A 20,724-nucleotide genomic window follows, 5' to 3' on the forward strand; every position below is an offset into this window, starting at 1 on the left:
CAAATATAATTATATGTATAATAAAACATTATTATTTATGATAAATTCTTAGTCTAAATTATTAAATTTGGCAAAATAATTCTTACAGATGAGCATTTTAAAAGGAGTAGGTGTGGCTCTTGTAACACCCTTTAATGAAGATTTATCCGTGGACTTCGACAGTTTGACAAAACTTGTGGAATACAATATTGAAAACGGAACCAGTTATTTAGTTGTTTTGGGAACTACAGCGGAAGCTGCAACACTTTCCGGTGAGGAAAAGAAACAGGTGGTAAATCATATCATTAAGGTGAATAATAAACGTCTGCCTTTGGTATTGGGAATTGGCGGCAATAATACCCTTGAAGTGAAAAAACAGATTGAAGAAACTGATCTTACCGCTTTTGAAGCAGTGCTTTCCGTATCTCCATACTATAATAAGCCTAATCAGGAAGGACTTTATCAGCATTATAAGGCACTGGCGTCCACAGGGAAAAACATTATTATTTATAACGTTCCTTCAAGAACGGGACAGAATGTTGAAGCGGAAACAACATTGCGTCTGGCAAAAGAATTCCCGAATTTATTCCTGATCAAAGAAGCGTCACCGAATATTCTTCAGTATTTTGATATTTTAAGAAAGAAACCTGAAGGCTTTTCATTGGTTTCCGGTGATGATGAATTTACGCTTCCCGTAACTTTAGCCGGAGGCGACGGGGTTATTTCAGTAATCGGACAGGGATATCCGAAAGAATTCTCTGCCATGGTTCAGCTGGCTTTTGAAGGGAAAGTGAAGGAAGCTTATGAAATCCACAATAAAATGGTTGAAATCACAAGATTAATTTTTGCCGAAGGCAATCCATGCGGAATCAAAGCGGTACTGGCTGAAAAAGGTATTGTGAAAAACTATTTGAGACTTCCGCTTGTAGCTGCTTCAGAAGGTTTGCATGCAAAGATAAAAGCTGAAATGGAAAAAATATAACAGGCATCAGTACAAATGGGCAGTTTTTTAGAACTGATAATCCATCTGAACATAAACTCATGACTGATTTAATGAAACAAATAAAGAAAGTGAAAGGCAGTTATGCTTTTCACTTTTTTAATCATCATATTTAAAATAATGGAATTAATAAAAGCAACAGTAAACGAGATCCCTCTAATTCAGGATTTGGCGAAAAGGTCCTGGGAGAGTGCTTATGCAGGGATAATTTCGGACCGGCAAATTAACTATATGCTGGATTTAATGTATTCCGAAAAGGAAATATCAGCACACTTTCAGCACCCGGATTATCACTACTATTTGATTTTTGATGAAAACAACAAGTCATTTGAAGGATTTATCGGGTATGAACACGGATATGAAGAACAGACAACGAAACTGCACAGGATTTATCTTGTTCCGGAAAGCAAAGGCAAAGGTTTCGGAAAAAAGGCTCTTGATTTTTTAAAAGTACAGGTGTCGGATCAAGGTGATAAAAGAATTATCCTTAATGTTAATAAAATAAACACAGCCAGGGAATTCTATGAATCACAAGGATTTAGATTGTACGGCGAGGTTGTAGTGGACATAGGAAACGGTTTTGTAATGGATGATTTTGAAATGGAATTTTTAATTCACAAATAATAGACTTAAAATTCTGTAACATTTAATTGCAATTCTATAAAAGGTGAGATATTTATTTTAGCCATCTTTGCAATAGAACCAAATTGCTTATAATAAATACATTCATATGCTTGGTCATAAGCTCAGGCTTTTAATCAGTATATTTTTTTTCATCCTTAGTGTTTAAATTCCTGCATTTTTATAATGCAGGGATTTTTTTTATCATTGTAATATTTATTTTCTTGTATTTCACATTTAATTGAATAAATGTTTATATTTACGCTGTTATTAAATACATTAAAAGGGATGAAAATGTATGTAAAATTTGACTTCAATACGCTGTGTAAAAAGGTGTTGGAGGAAAAGCTCAAAGAGCATGGATTAAAGTACAGACTGGTAAATTCCGGTGAAGTTGAATTTCTGGAATCAATTAACGGAGAACAGCGTCAGGCAATTAAAAGCAGCCTGGAAGAATACGGAATGGAAATCATAGAAAGCCAGAAAGTAGCTTTGGTACAGAAAATTAAGGATATCATTGTAAAGCTGGTCTTTTCCGGTGAAATGATTTCTGTGAAAGCCTCAGTGTATATTGCAGAAAAAATGAACCACAGTTACGGCTATCTTTCTACCTTGTTTTCAGAAGTAGCCTGTACTTCAATTGAGAATTTTATCATACTCCAAAAGATTGAATACGCAAAAGAACTCATCATCAGCAAGCAGTACAGCCTTACGGAAATTGCGCACAAGCTCAACTATTCCAGTGTAGCACACCTGAGCACCCAGTTTAAAAATACAACAGGAATTACCCCTTCTTATTTCCAGAAAATCATTGCCGGCAGAAGAAAGGCAGACAGTTTCAACCAGCAATACCGTAATGCGGTATGACCAGGGAATGTCTTAATGTGATGCTGATGGATCACGATGAAGGAAACCATATTTTCTTTAAGAATATATTTCAGGATCTCAAAATCAGGATAAAAACCAGGGTGTTTTTTACCGGGCACGATATGATGAATTACCTGAAAAGTGAAAAAGCCGTTATCCCGGAACTTCTGTTCATGAATTTTGATGTCCCTGAAAAAAATGTCCTGGACTGCCTCACTGAAATCAGGTCATGCTGTAAACTCAGCCAGATGACTGTTGCTGTTTATTCATCAAATTTATCATCGGATGGAGAGGAAGAAATCTTTATAAAGGGAGCAAATGTCCTGATGAAGAAGCCGGATAATTACAAAAGCCTGAAGAAGGCACTTACTGAAATCGTGACAGTTAACTGGCAGTATCACACATCCGGACTCAATAAAGATAATTTTATCATGAAAGTGTGAAAAATTATCATTAAGTTATTTCCATATTAAAATTAATTGTCTATATTTGCTGTATAATATTCACGTAATAGTGAAAACACAGTGGATCTGCACGTCAGATTTACAGCTTGTTTTCTTTATGAACATGGATTTTAAACTAAATTATATAATCACAATGTTAGTAAAACAAAATGAATTATATCAATTTCCAGCTAGAAGCGCAGCAGATCTTTAAGCAAAACGGTACAATCATGAAAACTCGGAAGGGTTAAAGGAAATTATAAATGGCATTCATTGTAATCCTTTGGCAACAACAAGTTAGTTTTTATAAATAAGCAAGTTGGAAACATAATTCATTTTGTTTTTTTTACTTTATTTTAAGCTTAGCATCAAATAATTAAATCATATTCAAATCACCAAATCACAGAATATTAAGCGAAAAATAAGTATTATCAATGGAGTAAAGTAATTTTCTTCAAATAACAGTTTTATAAGGGGAGACCGCGGAAGATTATTTCTTTTCGCGGTTTTTTTATGAAATTTTACTCCATTTGTTTTTTCCTTTGTACTGCCTTAAGTAATAATTTTTAAGTACCTGATGCTCTGGCAGGGCCAGGAGGGAATCTTTTGTCAGGATTTTTTCTACTGAACTCTTTGTGGTCTTGATAATTGCCGAATCATTCACCAGGTCTAGTTTTTTGAAATCTACGACACCGCTTTGCTGTGTACCCAGGATATCCCCCGGACCGCGAAGCTGCATGTCTACTTCCGAAATTTTAAAGCCGTCATTGGTTTCTACCATTGTTTTAATCCGGGTTCTGCTGTCGGATGACAGTTTATCTGAGGTCATGAGGATACAATAGCTCTGTTCCGCGCCACGGCCTACACGCCCGCGAAGCTGATGGAGCTGTGACAGGCCGAACCTTTCCGAACTTTCAATAACCATTACGGAAGCATTCGGAACGTTTACGCCCACTTCAATAACGGTAGTGGCCACCATGATTTCCGCTTTTCCGGAAGCAAAATAACCCATGGCCGCATCTTTTTCGTCAGGCCGCATTTTTCCGTGAAGCATGGTGACATTGTAATGCGGAAAATTATCCATCACATTTTCCAGTCCTGTCATTAAGTTTTTATAATCTAAAGTCTCGGATTCTTCAATTAACGGATAAACGAAATACACCTGCCGCCCTTTCTGTATTTCTTCACGACAGAAATTATACACGTAGGCCCTGTCTTTTTCACGTCTGTGGGCTGTAATAATCGGTTTTCTTCCTACCGGCAGTTCATCAATCACCGAAACATCCAGATCAGAATAAAAGCTCATAGCCAAAGTTCTAGGGATAGGAGTGGCCGTCATGATCAGGATATGCGGTGGAATTTTATTCTTGGCCCAAAGCTTGGCCCGCTGTGCAACCCCGAATCTGTGCTGTTCATCAATAATCGCCAGTCCGAGATTCTGAAACTTAACTTTATCCTCAAGAACGGCATGGGTTCCCACCAGGATGGAGAGCTCGCCGTTTTCTAATTCCTGATGGATGATTTTCCGTTCAGAAGCTTTTACAGAACCGGTAAGAAGCCTTACGTTCACGCGGGTTTCTTTCAGAAGGTCTTTAATTCCGTTGTAATGCTGCTGGGCAAGGATTTCCGTCGGCGCCATGATGCAGCTCTGAAACCCGTTATCCTTTGCAATAAGCATCGTTAATAAAGCAACCATTGTTTTTCCCGAACCCACATCACCCTGCAGGAGCCTGTTCATCTGGACCGGACGCTTCATATCCAGCCGGATCTCTTTAAGCACCCTTTTCTGGGCACCGGTAAGGTCAAACGGAAGATGGTTATTGTAGAAATCATTGAAATAATTACCCACAACCGGGAAAGGGTTTCCTGTCGTATGGCTTTTGTGATGGAGCTTTTTTAAAGCGTAGCCCAACTGGAAGAAAAAAGATTCTTCAAATTTCAGCCGGTAATTGGCCTTCTCAAAATATTCCATATCCTTTGGGAAATGGATGTTAAGATAAGTATGCTGCCTTGACAGAAATGAAAAAGCTTTTATCAGGTAATCCGGAAAATTTTCATGAATAAGATTCGGGATTTCCTTGCAGATGTTTTTTAACACCATCTGAAAGAATTTCTGGTTCAGTCCTCTTTTGGTGAGCTTTTCAGAGCTTGGATAAATAGGCTTCAGCCGCATATCCGTGTCTTTTTTTTCTTCAATTTCTATCTCCGGATGTGCCATGGAAAACTGGCTGTTGAAAACATTGATTTTTCCGTAGATATAAATTTCCTGATTAACGGGAAGCTGTTCTTTGAGCCATTTTGAATACTGGAACCACACGAGATCCATGGCACCGGTATCGTCATTGAATTTTGCAGAAAGTCGTTTTATCTTTCCGGTCTGTATTTCCTGGACACCGGTGATTTTCCCCTTAAGCTGAACATCAGTGCTTACCTCATGAAGCTGAGCGACTTTATGAACCTTACTTTTATCCAGGTAGCGGATCGGGAAGAAGTTCAGCAGGTCTTCAATGGTAGAAACGCCCAATACATTTCTGATGAGTTTTGCTTTTTCAGGACCTATTCCTTTGACGTATTCTATGGAGGTTTCTAAATTCATTTAAAAGGTCCACGAATTTCGGGAAAAATTAGAAATTAAAAAAGGCCTTCATGAATGAAAGCCTGTATTTTATTCTTTTATTTTAGATTTAAATTTTTTCTGGTAATCTTCCCACTGTTCTCTTGAACGGATTTTTTTGAAAAGGTCCTTGCAGATAAAATCCAGATAGGGTTCCAGTTCCCTGGCAGAAAGCTCTCCCTGAAGAATGGTAATCGGGCCTCCTTTTTCATCAAGGAACACCGTGCTTGGCACTGCGCCTACATTCATATACTGGGTAAATTCATGTAAAGAATTACGGCCTTTTTTATGTTCCGTATTCGGGTTTGAGAATGTTCTCCCGAAAATTTCAACTTTATTTTTTTCTTCTGCATTGAACTTAACAGCGTAATAATTTTCGTTTAAAATTTCAGCAATAATGGGATGTCCATAGGTTTTTTTATCCATTATTTTACACGGGCCGCACCAGTCTGCATAAAAATCAATAAGTATTTTTTTTGGATTTTCTTTCTGGGCTTTTAAAGCTTCTTCAATGGTCATCCATCTGACTTGGGCAAAACTCAGGGTCAGCATGAACAGGCAGATTATGCTTATGATTTTCTTCATGATTTGATATTTAAATAAAAATAAGCATAATGTGTATGTCTATTTTACATCCTGCATTAATTTTTTTACAAATGGAGAGATCAAAATTAACACTACTCCGGCAATTAATGCATAGATTGCCAATTGATAGTATCCATCGGTATAAGATTGTAATTTAGATAACAGATCATCACCGGTATTAGACTGTGAAATTTCAGCGCCTAGTTTTCCTGCTGCTAACTGGCCAAAGGCACTGGCCAAAAACCAAAGCCCCATCATCATTCCAAAAAGTTTTTTTGGTGATAATTTAGTAATAATAGACATTCCGATTGGTCCTAGGCATAATTCTCCGATTGTAGTTACAAAATAAGCCAGTGTGAAAACATTTAATGAAGTAATACCCTGCGCATTTGCGAAGAATTTGGTATAATAAAAAATATAAAACGAAGCTGATAAGAATAAAAAACCGATTCCAAATTTAATAAGTGTATTGGGTTCTAGTTTTTTCTTAGATAAAAATAACCAGAGTAAACCGATAACCGGACTTAAAATGATAACAAAAAGGGTATTAGAGCTATTGTTTACTACATTAGGATCCATATTAAATCCTAATAAATTATGATCCAGATTATCTTTGGCAAATAATGATAAAGAGCCACCACTTTGTTCATATATGGCATTGAATAAAAAATAAAAGAAGATAAATGCAAACGCAGCAACTAACTTTTTTTGTATGCTTACTTCCTTAAGTTTTATCAATTCAAAAAGAAAGTATCCGACTGCAATTATACCGATGGTATACATGAAATAATCTGTAAAATGCGTATTTTTAACCATGATAAAGATAAGCGGAATGCTTAATATCGAAAGTACATAAACGGCAATTTCTCTGAGTTTTCTTTTTCCTGGCTCCATATTGATTAACGGCGAATTGCCAATCGGGCCCAGGTTTTTCTTAGTGAAAAGAAATGTTAGCAGGCCAATAATCATCACAATTGCAGCAGCAAGAAAACACGCTGTCCACGAATAGTACTTACCTAAATAAATACATAAAGCACCTCCAAGAAGCCCGCCAATGTTAATCCCTGCATAAAACATCCCGTAACCGGCATCTCTTCTGGGATCTTTTTCATCATACAGTTCTCCGACCATCGATGAAATATTCGGTTTGAAAAAACCGGTACCAATAATTGAAAATGCAATACCGTAATAAAACATTTCTTTCGGTGCAAAAGCAATGAGGAAATTTCCGAGGATCATAACAATTCCTCCAAAAAACAAAGATTTTTTAAAACCCAAAATTTTATCGGCAAAAATTCCTCCAATGAATGTAAATGCATATACAAAAGCTTGAATTGCCCCATATTGAAGGTTGGCAACATCATCTTTCAGCAAAAGCTGGTCTACCATAAAAAACGTAAGAACGCCGCGCATTCCGTAGAAACAAAAACGTTCCCACATTTCTACCGTAAAAAGTGTCCATAATTGCTTAGGATATTTCCCTTTAAAATTTTGTATTTCTTCCAGCGTTAAGCTCATAATTTCGTATAATTATTTAGTTTGGGTTGTTATTGTTTTCCTGATCGAGCCCGAAACGTATCCTGTCCTGATCAATGATGTATTTAATTTTATTAGTAAGCGGTAATGCGTCCTGCTTAATTCGTGACGCAATGCGCCACATATCGGAAATAAATGATAGAAAGCCCTCAGATTTCTCAGGTTACTCTCATCAAAACCTTTTCCGAATTCCTGGGTAAGTTTCCCGAAAAGGTTTTTTTAAGGTATTTTTCCCATATTCTGCGCGTTCTTTTCCTTTCTGTTGATCCTCCACAATAAGTTTTCCGATCTGCCAGTAGGTGAGCAGGGTAGCGTTCGCGATGCGGGATACCTTTCACGTGATTGGGCAATAATCTCTTTTACCGACTGAAATAAAGAATCTTCGGAAACTTCCATCATACGAAAATAAAAAAAACCTCCGACTTAGCAGAGGTTTTCAGTATATTTTATTGATGCGGGTTAGTTTACACCGTGCATCATTTTCTTTAATCTTGGTGATAATATCGCTAAAATTACAGCAGCAATACCACACAATACTACGAATACCATGAAGAATTCAAATAAATTATGAATTTCCACTCCGGCAAATGTTGTATTGGCAACAGGTAACTGTTCTTTTTCGAATAAAGCGACCTGTTCCGGGGTAAGCGTTACTTTTTTATCCAAAACATCCTGAAGGTTGAACCCTAATTTTTCTGCTTTTACAAATTTGTCTCCGGTTGCCGGAATAATGGCTCCCAGGGAACCTGCCAAAGCATAACCCGCAGCATTTGAGATGAAGAAAACACCGTATAATAAAGAAGCAAATCTTTTAGGAGCGAGTTTACCTACCAATGATAATCCGATCGGTGATAAACAAAGTTCACCCATGGTCTGGATAAGGTACAGTAACATTAACCATTTGATGGCCAGTAATCCTGTGTTTCCAAGATCTTTTACGTTATATGCAATAATGAAATAAGATAATGCAATTAATGCCAGACCCATTGCCTGTTTCATCGGAGAAACCGGCTCTTTTCCTTTTGCTCTTAATTTATCCCAAAGGATACTGAAAGGTAAAGCCAGGGCCACAACGAATAATCCGTTGAAAATCTGTACCATGGACGGCGGCATATTCCATCCGAAGATATTTCTGTCGGTCTGGTTATCTGCGATGAAAGTTAATGAAGATCCTGCCTGCTCAAATGCAGCCCAGAAGAAAATAATAAAGAATGAAACGATATAGATTACCCATATTCTCTGTCTTTCCACTTTATTTTCGGCAGAGCTCATAATCAGAAATGCCAGTGAAATACCCGCAGCATAGATAAAAGGATAAATAATTCCTTTGATCAGCTGTCCCATTCCTACAGAACTGAATCCGAATTCTCCCACCAAAATATATCTGAATACGAAGAAAAGAGCAACAAATAATATGGCAGAAATTCCCATATTTTTACTTGAAAACTTTGCAGTCTGAGTTTCCCCTTCTTCAAAATCTTCACTTGTATTATTCTTCGGCAGTCCACCGATTGGCCTTCCTTCCGGTGTGACAACATACTTGTTTTTAAGAATGAAGAAGGTTACTGTACCAACAAGCATCGCGATAGAAGCAGCTAAGAATCCCCATTTGAATGCGAAGATATCCCTAACTCCTTCAGAATCTTTAACATCACCTAAATATGGACAGATAAACTGACCTAAGAATGCTCCGATGTTAATTCCCATATAGAAAATGGTAAACGCGGAATCCAATTTAGATTTTTCCTGTTTCGGATAAAGACTTCCCACCATGGAGGAAATATTTGGCTTGAAGAAACCGTTTCCAAAAATAATAATGAACAAAGCCAGCCACATTAAGGTCTTCGCACTAACGAGGTCAGACGAAAACGTTGAAGCACTGAAGAATAAAAGCAATTGCCCGATAGCCATCAAACTTCCGCCTACCAAAATCGCATTTCTGTTACCGATGTATTTATCAGCAATGAAACCTCCTAAAAGCGGGGTTAAATAACACAGTGCGAGGAAACCTCCATAAATAATTGCTGCATCTGCTTCTTTGATGAGAAGAGAGTTTACCATAAATAAGGTAAGTAATGCTCTCATTCCGTAGAAGTTGAATCGCTCCCACATTTCTGTACCAAATAGTACCCATAATCCTTTAGGATGTTTAGTCTTCGACTGAACGGCTGTATCCATATATTGATTGTTAAATTTTTGTTAAGACTGACAAATATAGTTTTTTTTGAGTTTTTGGCAATATTTAATTTTTATAAATACTGAAAAAGCTGCAGAATTAATCTGCAGCCCGATATGGTGTAAGAAAACTGGAAGTTAATGTCCTTTTTCTTTCATGATTTTGTTGAGCCTTTTCAGCATGGAGACCCCTAAGAGTGTGGCAAATATCAGCAGGGCAAAATTCACCAGAAAATAATTCATCTTGTTGTCATAGCTGTACCAGGTACTGGCAAGGATGCCTGAAAGCTTGTTTCCGACCGAGTTGGCGAGGAAGAAACCGCCCATCATCAGAGCTGTAATCCTGGCCGGCGAAAGTTTTGAAACAAAAGACAGCCCCATGGGGGAAAGGCACAATTCTCCGATGGTAATAACTCCGTAACTTGCAATAAGCCACCACGGTGATACTTTTACGGCACCATTGTCTCCGGCCCAGACCGCCAGAACCATTACCAGACAGGAAAGTGCCGAAATAAATAATCCCAATACGATTTTCGTAGGGGTCAAAGGTTCTTTTCCTTTCCTTCTTAAGAAAGCCCAGACGCCTACCACCACCGGCGTTAAAGCAATTACCCAAAACGGATTAATCGACTGAAACAGCTCGGTGTTGTACAAATAGACTTTGCTGTCCGGTTCTTTTTCCAGTCCGGCTTTTTGTTCAGGAGAAATATTTCTGAAGTAAATATCTTTTCCGGCCGTTTTTATGGATTTTCCGTCCTTACCTTTCTGAGACTGATACTGGTCGTCATACACAGGGACTTCTTTATCTGCATAACTTTTCCCGTCTACCATATAGATTCCTTCCAAAGGCTTTTCCATAGAGGCAGGAACGCTTCTGTCCGTATAATAATTGGCCCACCGGGTCAGGGCCGTTCCGTTCTGTTTGAAAACTGCCCAGAAGAACATACTGATCAGGAATACTGACAGTAAGGCACCGATGGATGCTTTTTCAGTCGGTTTGGCTTTAAAATACAGGGAAGCATAAAAATAAATAACCGGCACACAGGCAAAAATAAAGGCATCCGTACTGTCGCTTCCGAAAATATTTCCGGGAATAACCCAGCCGATAACCCCGGCAATAATCGCAGGAACAAAAACTTTAAGCATGATTTCAGAAAGCTTGGTGTCACCTTCCTGTACAGGTTTCATCTGTGCGGCATGGATGTAATGTTTCCGTCCGATGGTGAAGATCACCAGGCCTACCAACATCCCGACGCCTGCCGTGATGAAGGCCTCGCCCCATCCGAATTTATTCCGCATGAAAGCAGCGATAATATTGCAGATGAAAGCTCCGATATTGATTCCCATATAAAAAATATTATACCCGGAATCTTTATTGGCTTTGTAAGGTTCTTCTGAATATAAATTTCCCAGAAGGGTAGAAATGGTCGGTTTAAAGAACCCGTTTCCGATGATAATTAAGGCTAATGAGGAATAAAACAGGGGAAGGTCTTTGAAAACACCCATCCCGATGTATCCCGCTGCCATCAGGATCCCTCCCAGATAAATGGATTTGATATACCCTAAAACCCGGTCGGCTAAAAACCCTCCGATGAACGGTGTAAGATAGGTCAGTGCGATATAAGTCCCGAAAATATCGTCCGCAGTTTTATCCGGAAGCCCGAGGCCGCCTTTGATCCCGGCAGGTTCAATAACGTATAAAACAAAAATTCCGAGAATCAGGTAATACCCGAAACGCTCCCACATTTCAGTAAAGAAGAGAAAAGGCAACCCTTTAGGATGTTTGGTCTTCATAGTTTCAAAATTTCAAATTTCACAAATATAAAATTTTAAAAACAATAATTGAATTTTATTAACTTTGGATAAAACTTATGAAATGGAGATTACCATTAAAGAAATTGAAAAAAGTCTGAAATCGCTTCCCAAAGAATTTTTTGGGCAGGTAAATGATTATATTGAGTTTTTGAAATCAAAATATACAGAAACGAAAGCCGGAAAAGATTGGGCGGAGAATTTAACCGATTCTCAAAAGATATCAATTGAAAAAGGGATTGATGATATTAAAAATCAGAAAACTTATTCTCATGAAGAAGCGAAACAGAAAATCAGGCAGTACCTTTCAGAAAAGTCGGAATAATGGAAATTGTTTGGTCTAAAGAAATTTTACGAAACTATCTGGGTGTATTGGATTATTTATTTGAACATTGGTCTGTAAAGGAGATCGAAAGTTTTGAAAATACGTTTGATAATTTAATTGCAAGAATAAAAGAACATAAAGAAATCTGTCCTAAATCTCTGCTTCTGAATTATAGAAAGTGTTTGATAGATAAAAATAACTCATTAATTTATCAGGAAGTTAATGATGTCATTTTCCTGATAGCTATCATTGATAATAAAAGTTTACACCAATATTAAAAGTAAAAATCACCCAAATTTTTGAGTGATTTTTTTAGTATTTAAATTGATTTTAGATTTACAGATTCTCCAGGATAAAATCAGTCATTTTCTGATACAGCTGTGGTCTGGTCTGCCCGCCATAAATTCCGTGGTTTTTATCCGGATAGGCCATAAATTCAAACTGTTTTTTATTCTGAATCAATGCTTCGGAAAATTCCATGGAATTCTGGAAATGTACGTTGTCATCAGCCGTTCCGTGGATCAGCAAAAATTTCCCTTTCAATAAACTGGCATATTCGGTAGGAGAGTTCTTGTCATAGCCGTCAGGGTTTTCCTGTGGGGTTCTTAAAAATCTTTCGGTGTATACTGAGTCATAATACCTCCAGTTGGTTACCGGTGCCACGGCAATTCCCGCTTTGAAAACATCGGCACCTTTGGTCATGGCTAAGCTCGTCATGTATCCGCCGAAGCTCCATCCGAACATTCCGATTCTTGATTTGTCGATGTATGACTGGTTCCCAAGCCATTTTGCTGCAGCAATCTGGTCTTCGATTTCATACTTTCCTAAATTCATGTAAGTAACTTTTTTGAATTTAGTCCCTTTATAGCCTGTCCCGCGACCGTCTACACAGGCTACGATATATCCTTTCTGCACCAGGTGGTTGAACCATAATGCATTTCCGTTATCCCATGAATTTGAAACCTGCTGGGAACCCGGGCCTGAATACTGGAACATAAACAGCGGATATTTTTTATTCTTGTCAAAGTTTTTAGGCTTCATGATCCAGGCATTCATCTGGTCTCCGGCTTCATTCGGGATGGTGATGAATTCTTTGTCAATAAAGTTGTCAGCTTTTAATTTCTGGAGCTGGTCATTATTGTTCTGAAGCTCTTTTACCACTTTCCCGTTCCCGTCTTTTAAAACAAATGTATAAGGTTTGGAAGCGGTAGAAGATGTTTCGATGAAATAGTTATAATTTTTGCTGAAGTTCGCAGCGTTGTTTCCGTCTCCGTTCGAAATCAGCTGGGCTTTTCCGTTTTCGATATTGATTTTGGAAATTACTTTATTGATGCTTCCTTTCTCTGTAGTCTGCACATAGATTTCCTTTGATTTCGGATTGAATCCATAATAATCAGTTACTTCCCAGCTGCCTTTTGTTACCTGTTTTTTCAGCTTGCCATCCTGGTTATACCAGTATAGATGACGGTTTCCGTCTCTTTCGGAACTCCACAGGAAACTGTTGTCGTCCATGAATTCCAAAGTCACGTTATCGGTGTCTACCCATTTGTCATCTGTTTCGGTAAACAGTTTCTTTACATCCCCGGTTTTTGTATTTACCTTCAAAACGTCAGAAGCATTTTGTATCCTTTCAGAAGTGATCAGAACGATTTCATCAGCTTTTGCAGTCTGAATAACGTTAGGAATATAATATTTTTTAAAGCGATCCAGATTTATTCTCGTTTTGTTGTTGCTGTCCAAGAGATAAATGTGCGCGGAAACTACAGAATTTTTTTCTCCTGCTTTCGGGTATTTGTAACGCATTTCACCCGGATAAAGCATTTTTCCGTAGATGGGAATATAGATTTCAGGAACTTCGCTTTCCTCGGATCTCACAAAAACCAGGGCATTGGAGTTTTTCGTCCAGTCATACAGCCTTGCATGACCGAATTCTTCTTCATACACCCAGTCGGCCAGACCGTTGAGCACCGCATTTTTCTTTCCGTCGTTTGTAATCTGGGTTATTTTACCGGAATCAAGATTCTGGTAGAATAGATTATTATCGGCAATAAAAGCTACTTTGGTTCCGTCAGGTGAAAATCTCGGCTCCTGAACGAATTTCCCTTCATTTAAAGAAATCACTTTGCCTGATTTCAGATCTTTGATGTGAAATTTCCCTAAGAAAGAATGCCTGTAAATCGGCTGGCTCTCTTTTAACAGCATGATCTTGGATTCATCATCAGAAAATTCATAGCTCTCGAATCTTCCGTCAACAATATTTCCTTCTTTCTGAGACGTTTTATACGCATATTTTGCAATTCCGCCCTGTTCGATCACCAGATAATTTTCACCGTTTTTCATAGAGGCGATTCCGGCAATGCCTTTTCCGCGGTAATATCCTGAATATATTTTATCTAATGTGATTTCCTGGGCAGATAAACCCTGGGATATGGCAGCTACTGCAAGTGTTAATAAGAATTTTTTCATTTCTAATTTTAAAGATTTCAAATATAACAATTTTATTATATGCATAAAAAAGCATTTGAATGAGATATTGGCAAAAAAATTGAATAGTTAAAGTCTAATCAATTCAATAATAATTATGGAAACAAATGCATATGACCAGAAGCTGAACCGGTATGAACTGGAAGATAAAATTTTATACACCGGATTTTCCAGTTATGAAGATGCTCAGAAAACAGCTGAGGAAAAAGGCGGAGAACTGGTAGAAGCAGCGTTCAGGGATGGTAACGATAATCCGGCAATTACAAGTGAGGCAGGACTTTTGGATAAAAAGCTTCATTATTTTGTAGATGCAGGGGAAGAATATAAATTTATCCACTCTTCAGATCCGGCTTTCAAAGATTATGCGGATGAACTTCAGAAAATAAAGGCTAAATTACGGGAAGATGCTCCGGATGAGCGTTATATTACCAATTTTGAAATAGAAAATGCAGAAGACCCGATTGTGGTGATCAAAGACGGACATTTTGAGTCTGTAACTTCACGGGAGCGTTCAAAATACCTGAAGAACGCGAAAGTATATGAGATTGCCGTATCTGTACCTAAATCTTAAAATATAAAACAATGAGCAAGACAAAGTATTCAAAGAAAGCTCAGGAGAAAGTAGAAGAGGTCATGAATGAATTCAAGGAAGGGAAACTGAAATCTTCTTCCGGCGATAAAGTGACCGACAGGAAACAGGCTGTAGCCATCGGTATTTCCGAGGCACGGGAAGAGGGATTGAAAGTCCCGAAGCAGAAAAAGAAAAATGATTAATCAATAAACCGGCCTGAACTAAGTTCAGGCCGGTTTTATTTTCTATTGAGATCAGCTGGCTGTCAGTTAACCTTTATGATGATAGAGTACTTCATAATACTCATCCGCCATCCGGTCACTGTTGAACTGGTCTTTCACATCATTCATAGAGTTGTACTGGATCTGTCTCCATTGCTCCGGATGATCATAATAAGCTGGAAGGATTTCGTTTTCAAGAATTTCATACAGTGCATTCAGGTCATAATTGTCCTGTTCATAAACACTCATGTTCTCGTAGTCACATTTAGGAACCACAAAGGAATTCACGCCGTGTTTTGCAAACTCAGGAATCCATCCGTCATCTGTTGACAGGTTAACAGTTCCGTTCATGGCTGCCGTCATCCCTGAAGTACCTGAAGCTTCTCTCGGAACCCGTGGGTTGTTGAGCCAGAGATCAGAGCCCAGTTTTAAGGATTTGCTTAATGCAAGCTCATATCCGGTGAGAACTGCCATGCTTTTATAATTTTTACTTTCTTCCACCAGGGAATTGAACGTTGAAATTGCAGAATAATCCATCGGGTAAGGCTTTCCTGCCCAGATGATCTGAACCGGATATTTCGGATGGTTAAGCAGTTTGGAAAATCTTTTTTTGTCATGCAGAAGCAGGTCGGCACGCTTGTAGCCGGCAAATCTCCTGGCCCAGACAATAGTGAAAATATTGGGATCGAATAAATTTCCGGTCTGGTCTGCTACCGTTTCAAACAGTTTTTCCTTCAGGTGCTTTTTACGGGCATCAAAACCTGCGTCATCATTACCTTCTTTAGCTTCATATAACGGCTGGTCTGCCCAGTATTTAAATTCCTGAGCATTGGTAATGGAAGTGATTTCACAAATCCCCTCATATTTACTCCATATCTTCCTTGAAACGGTCCCGTGAAGCTCAGATACCCCATTGGCTATTTTTGCCATTTTCAGGGCGCATAAAGAATGGTTAAAGCTGTCGTCATCAGAACCTTCAATGCGTTTTACCTCTTCCATGCTTAACCCTGAAAAATAAGACATATCATGGCAGAGTTTCAGGCTGTGTTTTTCATTTCCGGCCTCTTCAGGCGTGTGGGTAGTGAAAACCAGTTTTTCTTTTACCTTATTCAGATCTCCGTTGTATTTCTTCAGCAAATGGAAAGCCGCAGGAAGTCCGTGGGCCTCATTTAAATGATAAATTTCCCTTTCCATATTCAGTTCATCCAGCAGCTGGGCACCGCCTTTTCCGAGCAGGATATACTGGGCCAGCTTGGTGGCTTCATTGGCATCATACAGACGGTGGCAGATGGTTTTGGAAACGTGGTCGTTTTCCGGGACATCCGTTGAAAGGAAAAACATCGGGGCCGTATGGAAGATCTCAGGATCAAGGTACCATACTTTCACCCATACCGGGGCGCTGTGGATTTCAATCTGAAACTTAATTCCCGTGTCTTCAAGGAAGCTGTACATTTTTTTTGTCCAGACAGGCTGTAGCGTCTGGTCATGGTTCCTTGCCTGGTCATAATATCCGAACTTCCAGAGAATTCCTATCCCGATGAGGTCCTGTTTAAGATTGTAGGCACTTCTCATATGAGATCCTGCCAGGAACCCGAGGCCTCCCGAGTATATTTTCAGAACCTGTTCAATGGCAAATTCCATAGAGAAATAAACTGCCTTCTTAGAATATTTTGGGTTAATGGTAAAGGGTATCTTAAAGTTATTAAAATCCATATATGCAATTTTATATTTATATAAAGATATTAAATATGAAAACAAACTCTATGTTAATTATTCAATAAATTGTTTTAAAAAAATACCTGCCTGCCGTTTTTTTAAGTACCTTTAAATGTAAAATTTTGATAATCAAAAACTTCATAATTTAGAGTGAAGCTCATATGTGTTCCGCAATCATAAAAATGAAGCACATGAAAAAAACATTTTCTGATGAAGATTTAATCAAGAACCTGAGTTTATATTACCTGAACCGGCATCTGAAAAAGAAGCCGATTGAAAAATACCACCGTACCATAGACGAATCCAAGCTGCACGACCGCGAAAAATACAGGAAGAAAGCAGAGATCCTGCTGCTTAACTCTTTTATGCACCATTTTCCTGACGTTAAGTTTGAAAATTTAACCTGTGAAAGCCCTGACTTCATTGCAAAATTCAACGATAAAAAAATCGGGATTGAACTGACTGAAGTTATCAACCACATGGGAATGAAAAAGATCGAAAGCAGCCTGAATAAAATGTTTCGCCAGGCCGAAATCTTATTGGAACAGGAAGACACCGCGAAATACCGCGGTGTTTATTTTTTAGAATTCCATCCGGATATAAAGTGGAGTACGTTAGAACACCAGCAGGAAATAATTTTACATATCTGTAAAAGCATTAAAAAAGGAAAGCCTTCGGGCTGCATAAAAAACGTCAGGAAGTCCTCTCACCGGAGGAATGTTTTTATTGCCAATGAATACAATATGAATCTGTTTGATGAACTGTGTTCAGAGAAAATTGTGGAGCTCATCAATAAAAAAAATGAAAAATTCCCTTATTACGACAGTACGGTTGATGAATGCTGGCTGGTTATTGTTTCGGACATGAACTCTATTGCGTCACGGTATACTTTTATTCAGGACAAAGAACATCTGCAGCAGGTAAAAAGCCCTTTTCATAAGATTTTCCACCTTGAGAATCTTTGCGGAAATATAACCAGTATCAAGTAATTTGTTATTGATATACCATGGATTTATATTTTTTTATGAATTATTATTCTTTGAGATGCGATTATTGATGTGGAATGTTTATATTTGATAAGCACAAAGTTACCTCAACTAATCACCATCAAATTGAAAATATGAAAAAATATCTATTCCTTTTTTTTCTGCTGGTCTCACGGATGCTTTTCTCTCAGGCAGATTGTTCCACGGCTCTTGCTGTATGTGGAAATTCCAGTATTACCTATTCGCCGTCCGGGATCGGAGCTGTTAATGAGAGCTTAGGCGGATGTCTGATTACAGGAGAGCACAATTCGATCTGGTATAAAATCACCATTGCTACAGGAGGCACACTGACTTTTGACCTGGTTCCGGGAGATCCTGATGCTGATTATGACTGGGCGATCTACGGACCGAATGTTTCCTGCGCAAACCTGGGGGCTGCCATACGGTGTAATGCCGCTACGGTAATCGGAGTCGGTGCCTCTACAGGACTGAATATGACCAGTACGGTTACCAGTGCTGCCGGAGGTTCTCTCACGCCTTACTGTAAATATCTGGATGTTTTGCCGGGGCAGACGTATTACTTATACATAGACAACTGGGTGGATGTATTTAACCCGACCCTGGCTCCGTTCTCTTTAACCTGGGGCGGAACGGCTACTCTGGCTTCGCCGTTTACCAATCCGGCAATTCAGACCCAGCCCTTTACACCGCCGGGTGTGCCTGCTGCCAATCCTGCGGATCCCAGGGAAATTATTATATGCCAGAACCCTGCAGTTTTTGACTTCAGTTCTTTATCTGCCGGAATCCTGAACGGAAATGCCAATTTCCAGATCAGTTACCATACCTCTCAGAATGATGCACTTTCAGGCTTAAACCCGATTCTGGCACCGCAAACGGTGAGCACAGCCGCTGTTTACTACTTCAGTATCCATTACCAGGACCCGGCAAACCCCAATAACCCGCTTAATGCCTGCAGGCAGGTAGGAGCTTTTAAGTTTAAACAGGGGAATATTACAGGAACAAATGTGAATCTTTTCAGCTGTAACAATAACAATGCGGGTGTGGGGACATTTAACCTTACTTCTGCCGCTGTCTTCGGTGATCCGCTGGCCATCAGAAAATATTATCATACCCTGGCTGATCTTAATGCAGGCACCAATGAAATTACCAATCCTACAGCTTTTGTATCTGCAGAAGGAACCGTGTACGTAAAAATAATCTCACCATTCGGATGTACGACAACAGCCGTTATTACTCTGAAGTTTTATCCTGTTGTGGTAGTAACCGAGGCCAGTTTAAGATCATGTTTTATAGAATCAAACCCATCAACAGCTTTATTCAACCTGACAACTGCAGCGGTGACCACACAGACGGGCACTAAAAGATATTATCCTTCTCTAACAGATGCCCAGAACGGAACCAATGAAATCCTGAATCCAACCGCTTACATAGCTCCAGGCGGAACTGTTTTTATAAAGGTTACCGACGGAAACGGATGTTTTGCCGTTGCAAAGGTTAATTTATTGGTGCTGCCTCCCGTATATTCCAATATCCTGCAGGATAAAATAATCTGCATAGAAGATAAAACAACCCTGGATGCAGGCCCCGGCTTTACCGCTTATGAATGGAGTACAGGTGCTACTTCCCAAACGATTAATAATGTCGGTGTAGGAACATACTGGGTAAAACTGAAAACAGGTGAATGCATTACGCAGCAAACCGTAAAAGTGTATCCGTCCGAACAGCCGGTAATTTCAGATGTGGATATTGCCAATACTACCGTTACCGTAAATGTTAAAGGCGGAACCCCGAAATATCAGTATTCAATGGACGGTATCAACTGGCAGGATGCCAATGTCTTTACCAATGTGATCAGAGGCGATCATCATGTTATGGTAAAAGATGCTTATGACTGTGAGCCTATTGATATCACCATTGTTGTCCCGAATCTGGTTAATGTAATTACTCCTAACGGAGACGGTGTCAATGACCTTATTGATTATTCTGTATTGGGAAACAAGCAGAATCTGGTATTTAATATTTTCGACCGTTACGGAAATAAAATATTCGAAGCCAATAAATTCAATGCTTACAAATGGGACGGGACGATTGCCGGTAAAAAAGTTCCTACCGGTACATATTGGTATTCTGTAACATGGAATGAAAATGACAAAAAGAATACCTTGTTCAAATATTCAGGATGGGTCATGGTAAAAAACAGGGAATAGAGATTATCTGATGATAAAAGGCCATCTTGCGAAGATGGCTTTTAATTAAATGCATTGGTATCTTTAAAATAATCAGAGAGGTACAATATTTTGCCTTTCTCAGAGAACTGGATGACGGTGCAGATTTCATTCTGGTAGCTTCCTTTTCCCAGTCTGTTTCCTGATGAACGGGTCTGATAAAAATACCTGTTGTTTCCCAGATTGAAAATTTCAGAAACATGCCATTCCAATTTTTCATAACGCCTGAAAATAGCCCTGAACAAAGCCAGAATCCTGTTTTTGCCCGACACCTCCTTCATCGGCGGAATCCAGATGGTGCTTTCATCCGTAAACCATTTTTCAAGATGTTCCGTATTCAGAGAATTTAAGTCTTTCATAAAATGGCTGATCCTGCAATTCATAAGTCCTGTTTAACATAATATACGCGAAAAACCTTAATCTGGTTTTAAGTTTATCCTTATTAAAGACTTATTTATAAAACGGTTTGGATATTAAAACATTAGGCGATCTGGTATTTGGATAGCTTCGATGAAAATATTCTGAAAATAAATCGGAAGAATT

The 20,724-nt window shown here is 38.7% G+C and carries 18 protein-coding genes and 1 pseudogene; 10 read left to right on the forward strand and 9 right to left on the reverse strand.

All coding sequences use genetic code 11. The features are described from left to right. Window positions 1-88: 88 nt before the first annotated feature. The 4 genes from dapA to ASE55_RS14340 all read left to right on the forward strand — a co-directional run bounded on the left by dapA (window position 89) and on the right by ASE55_RS14340 (window position 2,910). Window positions 89-961 (forward strand): 4-hydroxy-tetrahydrodipicolinate synthase, encoded by an 873-nt coding sequence (gene dapA / locus ASE55_RS14325; protein ID WP_056221001.1) that lies wholly within the window; start codon window positions 89-91, stop codon window positions 959-961. Between the two features lie 138 nt (window positions 962-1,099). Next, complete coding sequence (locus ASE55_RS14330) at window positions 1,100-1,603, forward strand: GNAT family N-acetyltransferase (protein WP_082474566.1); 504 nt, start codon at window positions 1,100-1,102, stop codon at window positions 1,601-1,603. A 285-nt stretch (window positions 1,604-1,888) separates the two neighbouring features. Next, window positions 1,889-2,467, forward strand: coding sequence for a helix-turn-helix domain-containing protein (locus ASE55_RS14335; RefSeq protein WP_056221065.1), 579 nt, complete (start codon window positions 1,889-1,891; stop codon window positions 2,465-2,467). Next, entirely contained in the window at window positions 2,464-2,910 is a 447-nt protein-coding gene (locus tag ASE55_RS14340; protein ID WP_056221003.1) for a response regulator, read from the forward strand. The genes ASE55_RS14335 and ASE55_RS14340 overlap by 4 nt, the downstream gene beginning before the upstream one ends. 511 nt (window positions 2,911-3,421) lie before the next feature. Here ASE55_RS14340 and recG read toward each other — a convergent pair. The 6 genes and pseudogenes from recG to ASE55_RS14365 all read right to left on the reverse strand — a co-directional run bounded on the left by recG (window position 3,422) and on the right by ASE55_RS14365 (window position 11,614). After that, the gene (gene recG, locus ASE55_RS14345) at window positions 3,422-5,506 is read right to left on the reverse strand and encodes an ATP-dependent DNA helicase RecG (protein WP_056221006.1); all 2,085 of its coding nucleotides are present in this window, start codon (window positions 5,504-5,506) and stop codon (window positions 3,422-3,424) included. Window positions 5,507-5,575: 69 nt separating this feature from the next. Further along, window positions 5,576-6,109: a thioredoxin family protein gene (locus ASE55_RS14350; RefSeq protein WP_056221008.1), complete on the reverse strand. Its 534-nt coding sequence runs from the start codon at window positions 6,107-6,109 to the stop codon at window positions 5,576-5,578. 39 nt (window positions 6,110-6,148) lie between these two features. Beyond that, complete coding sequence (locus ASE55_RS14355; protein WP_056221011.1) at window positions 6,149-7,627, reverse strand: peptide MFS transporter; 1,479 nt, start codon at window positions 7,625-7,627, stop codon at window positions 6,149-6,151. 12 nt (window positions 7,628-7,639) lie between these two features. After that, window positions 7,640-7,849: pseudogene (locus ASE55_RS20675) on the reverse strand (DUF1016 N-terminal domain-containing protein); the annotation flags it as partial. A 255-nt stretch (window positions 7,850-8,104) separates the two neighbouring features. Beyond that, on the reverse strand, window positions 8,105-9,823 hold the full coding sequence (locus ASE55_RS14360; RefSeq protein ID WP_056221015.1) for a peptide MFS transporter: 1,719 nt from the start codon (window positions 9,821-9,823) through the stop codon (window positions 8,105-8,107). A gap of 135 nt (window positions 9,824-9,958) precedes the next feature. Next, a complete protein-coding gene (locus ASE55_RS14365) occupies window positions 9,959-11,614 on the reverse strand; it encodes a peptide MFS transporter (protein ID WP_056221019.1) in 1,656 nt (551 codons plus the stop codon). Window positions 11,615-11,696: 82 nt separating this feature from the next. On the opposite strand from ASE55_RS14365, the gene ASE55_RS14370 reads away from it, so the two are divergent. Both ASE55_RS14370 and ASE55_RS14375 read left to right on the forward strand, forming a co-directional pair. Next, the gene (locus tag ASE55_RS14370; RefSeq protein WP_128414584.1) at window positions 11,697-11,957 is read left to right on the forward strand and encodes a hypothetical protein; all 261 of its coding nucleotides are present in this window, start codon (window positions 11,697-11,699) and stop codon (window positions 11,955-11,957) included. Then, window positions 11,957-12,235 carry a type II toxin-antitoxin system RelE/ParE family toxin gene (locus ASE55_RS14375; protein WP_056221024.1) on the forward strand — a complete coding sequence of 93 codons (279 nt, stop codon included), beginning with the start codon at window positions 11,957-11,959 and terminating at the stop codon, window positions 12,233-12,235. The genes ASE55_RS14370 and ASE55_RS14375 overlap by 1 nt, the downstream gene beginning before the upstream one ends. A 58-nt stretch (window positions 12,236-12,293) precedes the next feature. Here ASE55_RS14375 and ASE55_RS14380 read toward each other — a convergent pair whose 3' ends face one another. Next, on the reverse strand, window positions 12,294-14,423 hold the full coding sequence (locus ASE55_RS14380) for a S9 family peptidase (protein ID WP_056221028.1): 2,130 nt from the start codon (window positions 14,421-14,423) through the stop codon (window positions 12,294-12,296). A 115-nt stretch (window positions 14,424-14,538) separates the two neighbouring features. Here ASE55_RS14380 and ASE55_RS14385 point away from each other — a divergent pair, with 115 nt between their 5' ends. Both ASE55_RS14385 and ASE55_RS14390 read left to right on the forward strand, forming a co-directional pair. Next, a complete protein-coding gene (locus ASE55_RS14385) occupies window positions 14,539-15,012 on the forward strand; it encodes a hypothetical protein (RefSeq protein ID WP_056221032.1) in 474 nt (157 codons plus the stop codon). A gap of 11 nt (window positions 15,013-15,023) precedes the next feature. After that, window positions 15,024-15,215 carry a DUF6496 domain-containing protein gene (locus ASE55_RS14390; protein ID WP_056221035.1) on the forward strand — a complete coding sequence of 64 codons (192 nt, stop codon included), beginning with the start codon at window positions 15,024-15,026 and terminating at the stop codon, window positions 15,213-15,215. Window positions 15,216-15,281: 66 nt separating this feature from the next. On the opposite strand, the gene glgP is transcribed toward ASE55_RS14390, so the two are convergent. Next, window positions 15,282-16,946, reverse strand: coding sequence for an alpha-glucan family phosphorylase (glgP, locus tag ASE55_RS14395; protein ID WP_056221038.1), 1,665 nt, complete (start codon window positions 16,944-16,946; stop codon window positions 15,282-15,284). Window positions 16,947-17,140: 194 nt separating this feature from the next. On the opposite strand from glgP, the gene ASE55_RS14400 reads away from it, so the two are divergent. Further along, complete coding sequence (locus ASE55_RS14400; RefSeq protein WP_056221068.1) at window positions 17,141-17,938, forward strand: hypothetical protein; 798 nt, start codon at window positions 17,141-17,143, stop codon at window positions 17,936-17,938. Between the two features lie 131 nt (window positions 17,939-18,069). Beyond that, window positions 18,070-20,163, forward strand: a complete 2,094-nt coding sequence (locus ASE55_RS14405) for a T9SS type B sorting domain-containing protein (RefSeq protein ID WP_056221071.1) — start codon at window positions 18,070-18,072, stop codon at window positions 20,161-20,163. A gap of 41 nt (window positions 20,164-20,204) precedes the next feature. Here the strand turns inward: ASE55_RS14405 and ASE55_RS14410 are convergent, their stop codons facing one another. Beyond that, a complete protein-coding gene (locus tag ASE55_RS14410; protein WP_056221043.1) occupies window positions 20,205-20,564 on the reverse strand; it encodes a nuclear transport factor 2 family protein in 360 nt (119 codons plus the stop codon). Window positions 20,565-20,724: the final 160 nt, after the last annotated feature.

It is taken from the genome of Chryseobacterium sp. Leaf201 (genome assembly GCF_001421435.1).
In the GTDB taxonomy this organism is placed as follows: Bacteria; Bacteroidota; Bacteroidia; order Flavobacteriales; family Weeksellaceae; genus Chryseobacterium.

What these genes read in the sequence shown, in the direction of transcription:
- recG (WP_056221006.1), bottom strand. Translation starts at nt 5,506, where the DNA reads ATGAATTTAGAAACCTCCATAGAATACGTCAAAGGAATAGGTCCTGAA.
- ASE55_RS14350 (WP_056221008.1), bottom strand. Translation starts at nt 6,109, where the DNA reads ATGAAGAAAATCATAAGCATAATCTGCCTGTTCATGCTGACCCTGAGT.
- ASE55_RS14405 (WP_056221071.1), top strand. Translation starts at nt 18,070, where the DNA reads ATGAAAAAATATCTATTCCTTTTTTTTCTGCTGGTCTCACGGATGCTT.
- ASE55_RS14355 (WP_056221011.1), bottom strand. Translation starts at nt 7,627, where the DNA reads ATGAGCTTAACGCTGGAAGAAATACAAAATTTTAAAGGGAAATATCCT.
- ASE55_RS14385 (WP_056221032.1), top strand. Translation starts at nt 14,539, where the DNA reads ATGGAAACAAATGCATATGACCAGAAGCTGAACCGGTATGAACTGGAA.
- ASE55_RS14335 (WP_056221065.1), top strand. Translation starts at nt 1,889, where the DNA reads ATGAAAATGTATGTAAAATTTGACTTCAATACGCTGTGTAAAAAGGTG.
- ASE55_RS14360 (WP_056221015.1), bottom strand. Translation starts at nt 9,823, where the DNA reads ATGGATACAGCCGTTCAGTCGAAGACTAAACATCCTAAAGGATTATGG.
- ASE55_RS14340 (WP_056221003.1), top strand. Translation starts at nt 2,464, where the DNA reads ATGACCAGGGAATGTCTTAATGTGATGCTGATGGATCACGATGAAGGA.
- glgP (WP_056221038.1), bottom strand. Translation starts at nt 16,946, where the DNA reads ATGGATTTTAATAACTTTAAGATACCCTTTACCATTAACCCAAAATAT.
- ASE55_RS14390 (WP_056221035.1), top strand. Translation starts at nt 15,024, where the DNA reads ATGAGCAAGACAAAGTATTCAAAGAAAGCTCAGGAGAAAGTAGAAGAG.
- ASE55_RS14375 (WP_056221024.1), top strand. Translation starts at nt 11,957, where the DNA reads ATGGAAATTGTTTGGTCTAAAGAAATTTTACGAAACTATCTGGGTGTA.
- ASE55_RS14365 (WP_056221019.1), bottom strand. Translation starts at nt 11,614, where the DNA reads ATGAAGACCAAACATCCTAAAGGGTTGCCTTTTCTCTTCTTTACTGAA.
- dapA (WP_056221001.1), top strand. Translation starts at nt 89, where the DNA reads ATGAGCATTTTAAAAGGAGTAGGTGTGGCTCTTGTAACACCCTTTAAT.
- ASE55_RS14370 (WP_128414584.1), top strand. Translation starts at nt 11,697, where the DNA reads ATGGAGATTACCATTAAAGAAATTGAAAAAAGTCTGAAATCGCTTCCC.
- ASE55_RS14330 (WP_082474566.1), top strand. Translation starts at nt 1,100, where the DNA reads ATGGAATTAATAAAAGCAACAGTAAACGAGATCCCTCTAATTCAGGAT.
- ASE55_RS14410 (WP_056221043.1), bottom strand. Translation starts at nt 20,564, where the DNA reads ATGAATTGCAGGATCAGCCATTTTATGAAAGACTTAAATTCTCTGAAT.
- ASE55_RS14400 (WP_056221068.1), top strand. Translation starts at nt 17,141, where the DNA reads ATGAAAAAAACATTTTCTGATGAAGATTTAATCAAGAACCTGAGTTTA.
- ASE55_RS14380 (WP_056221028.1), bottom strand. Translation starts at nt 14,423, where the DNA reads ATGAAAAAATTCTTATTAACACTTGCAGTAGCTGCCATATCCCAGGGT.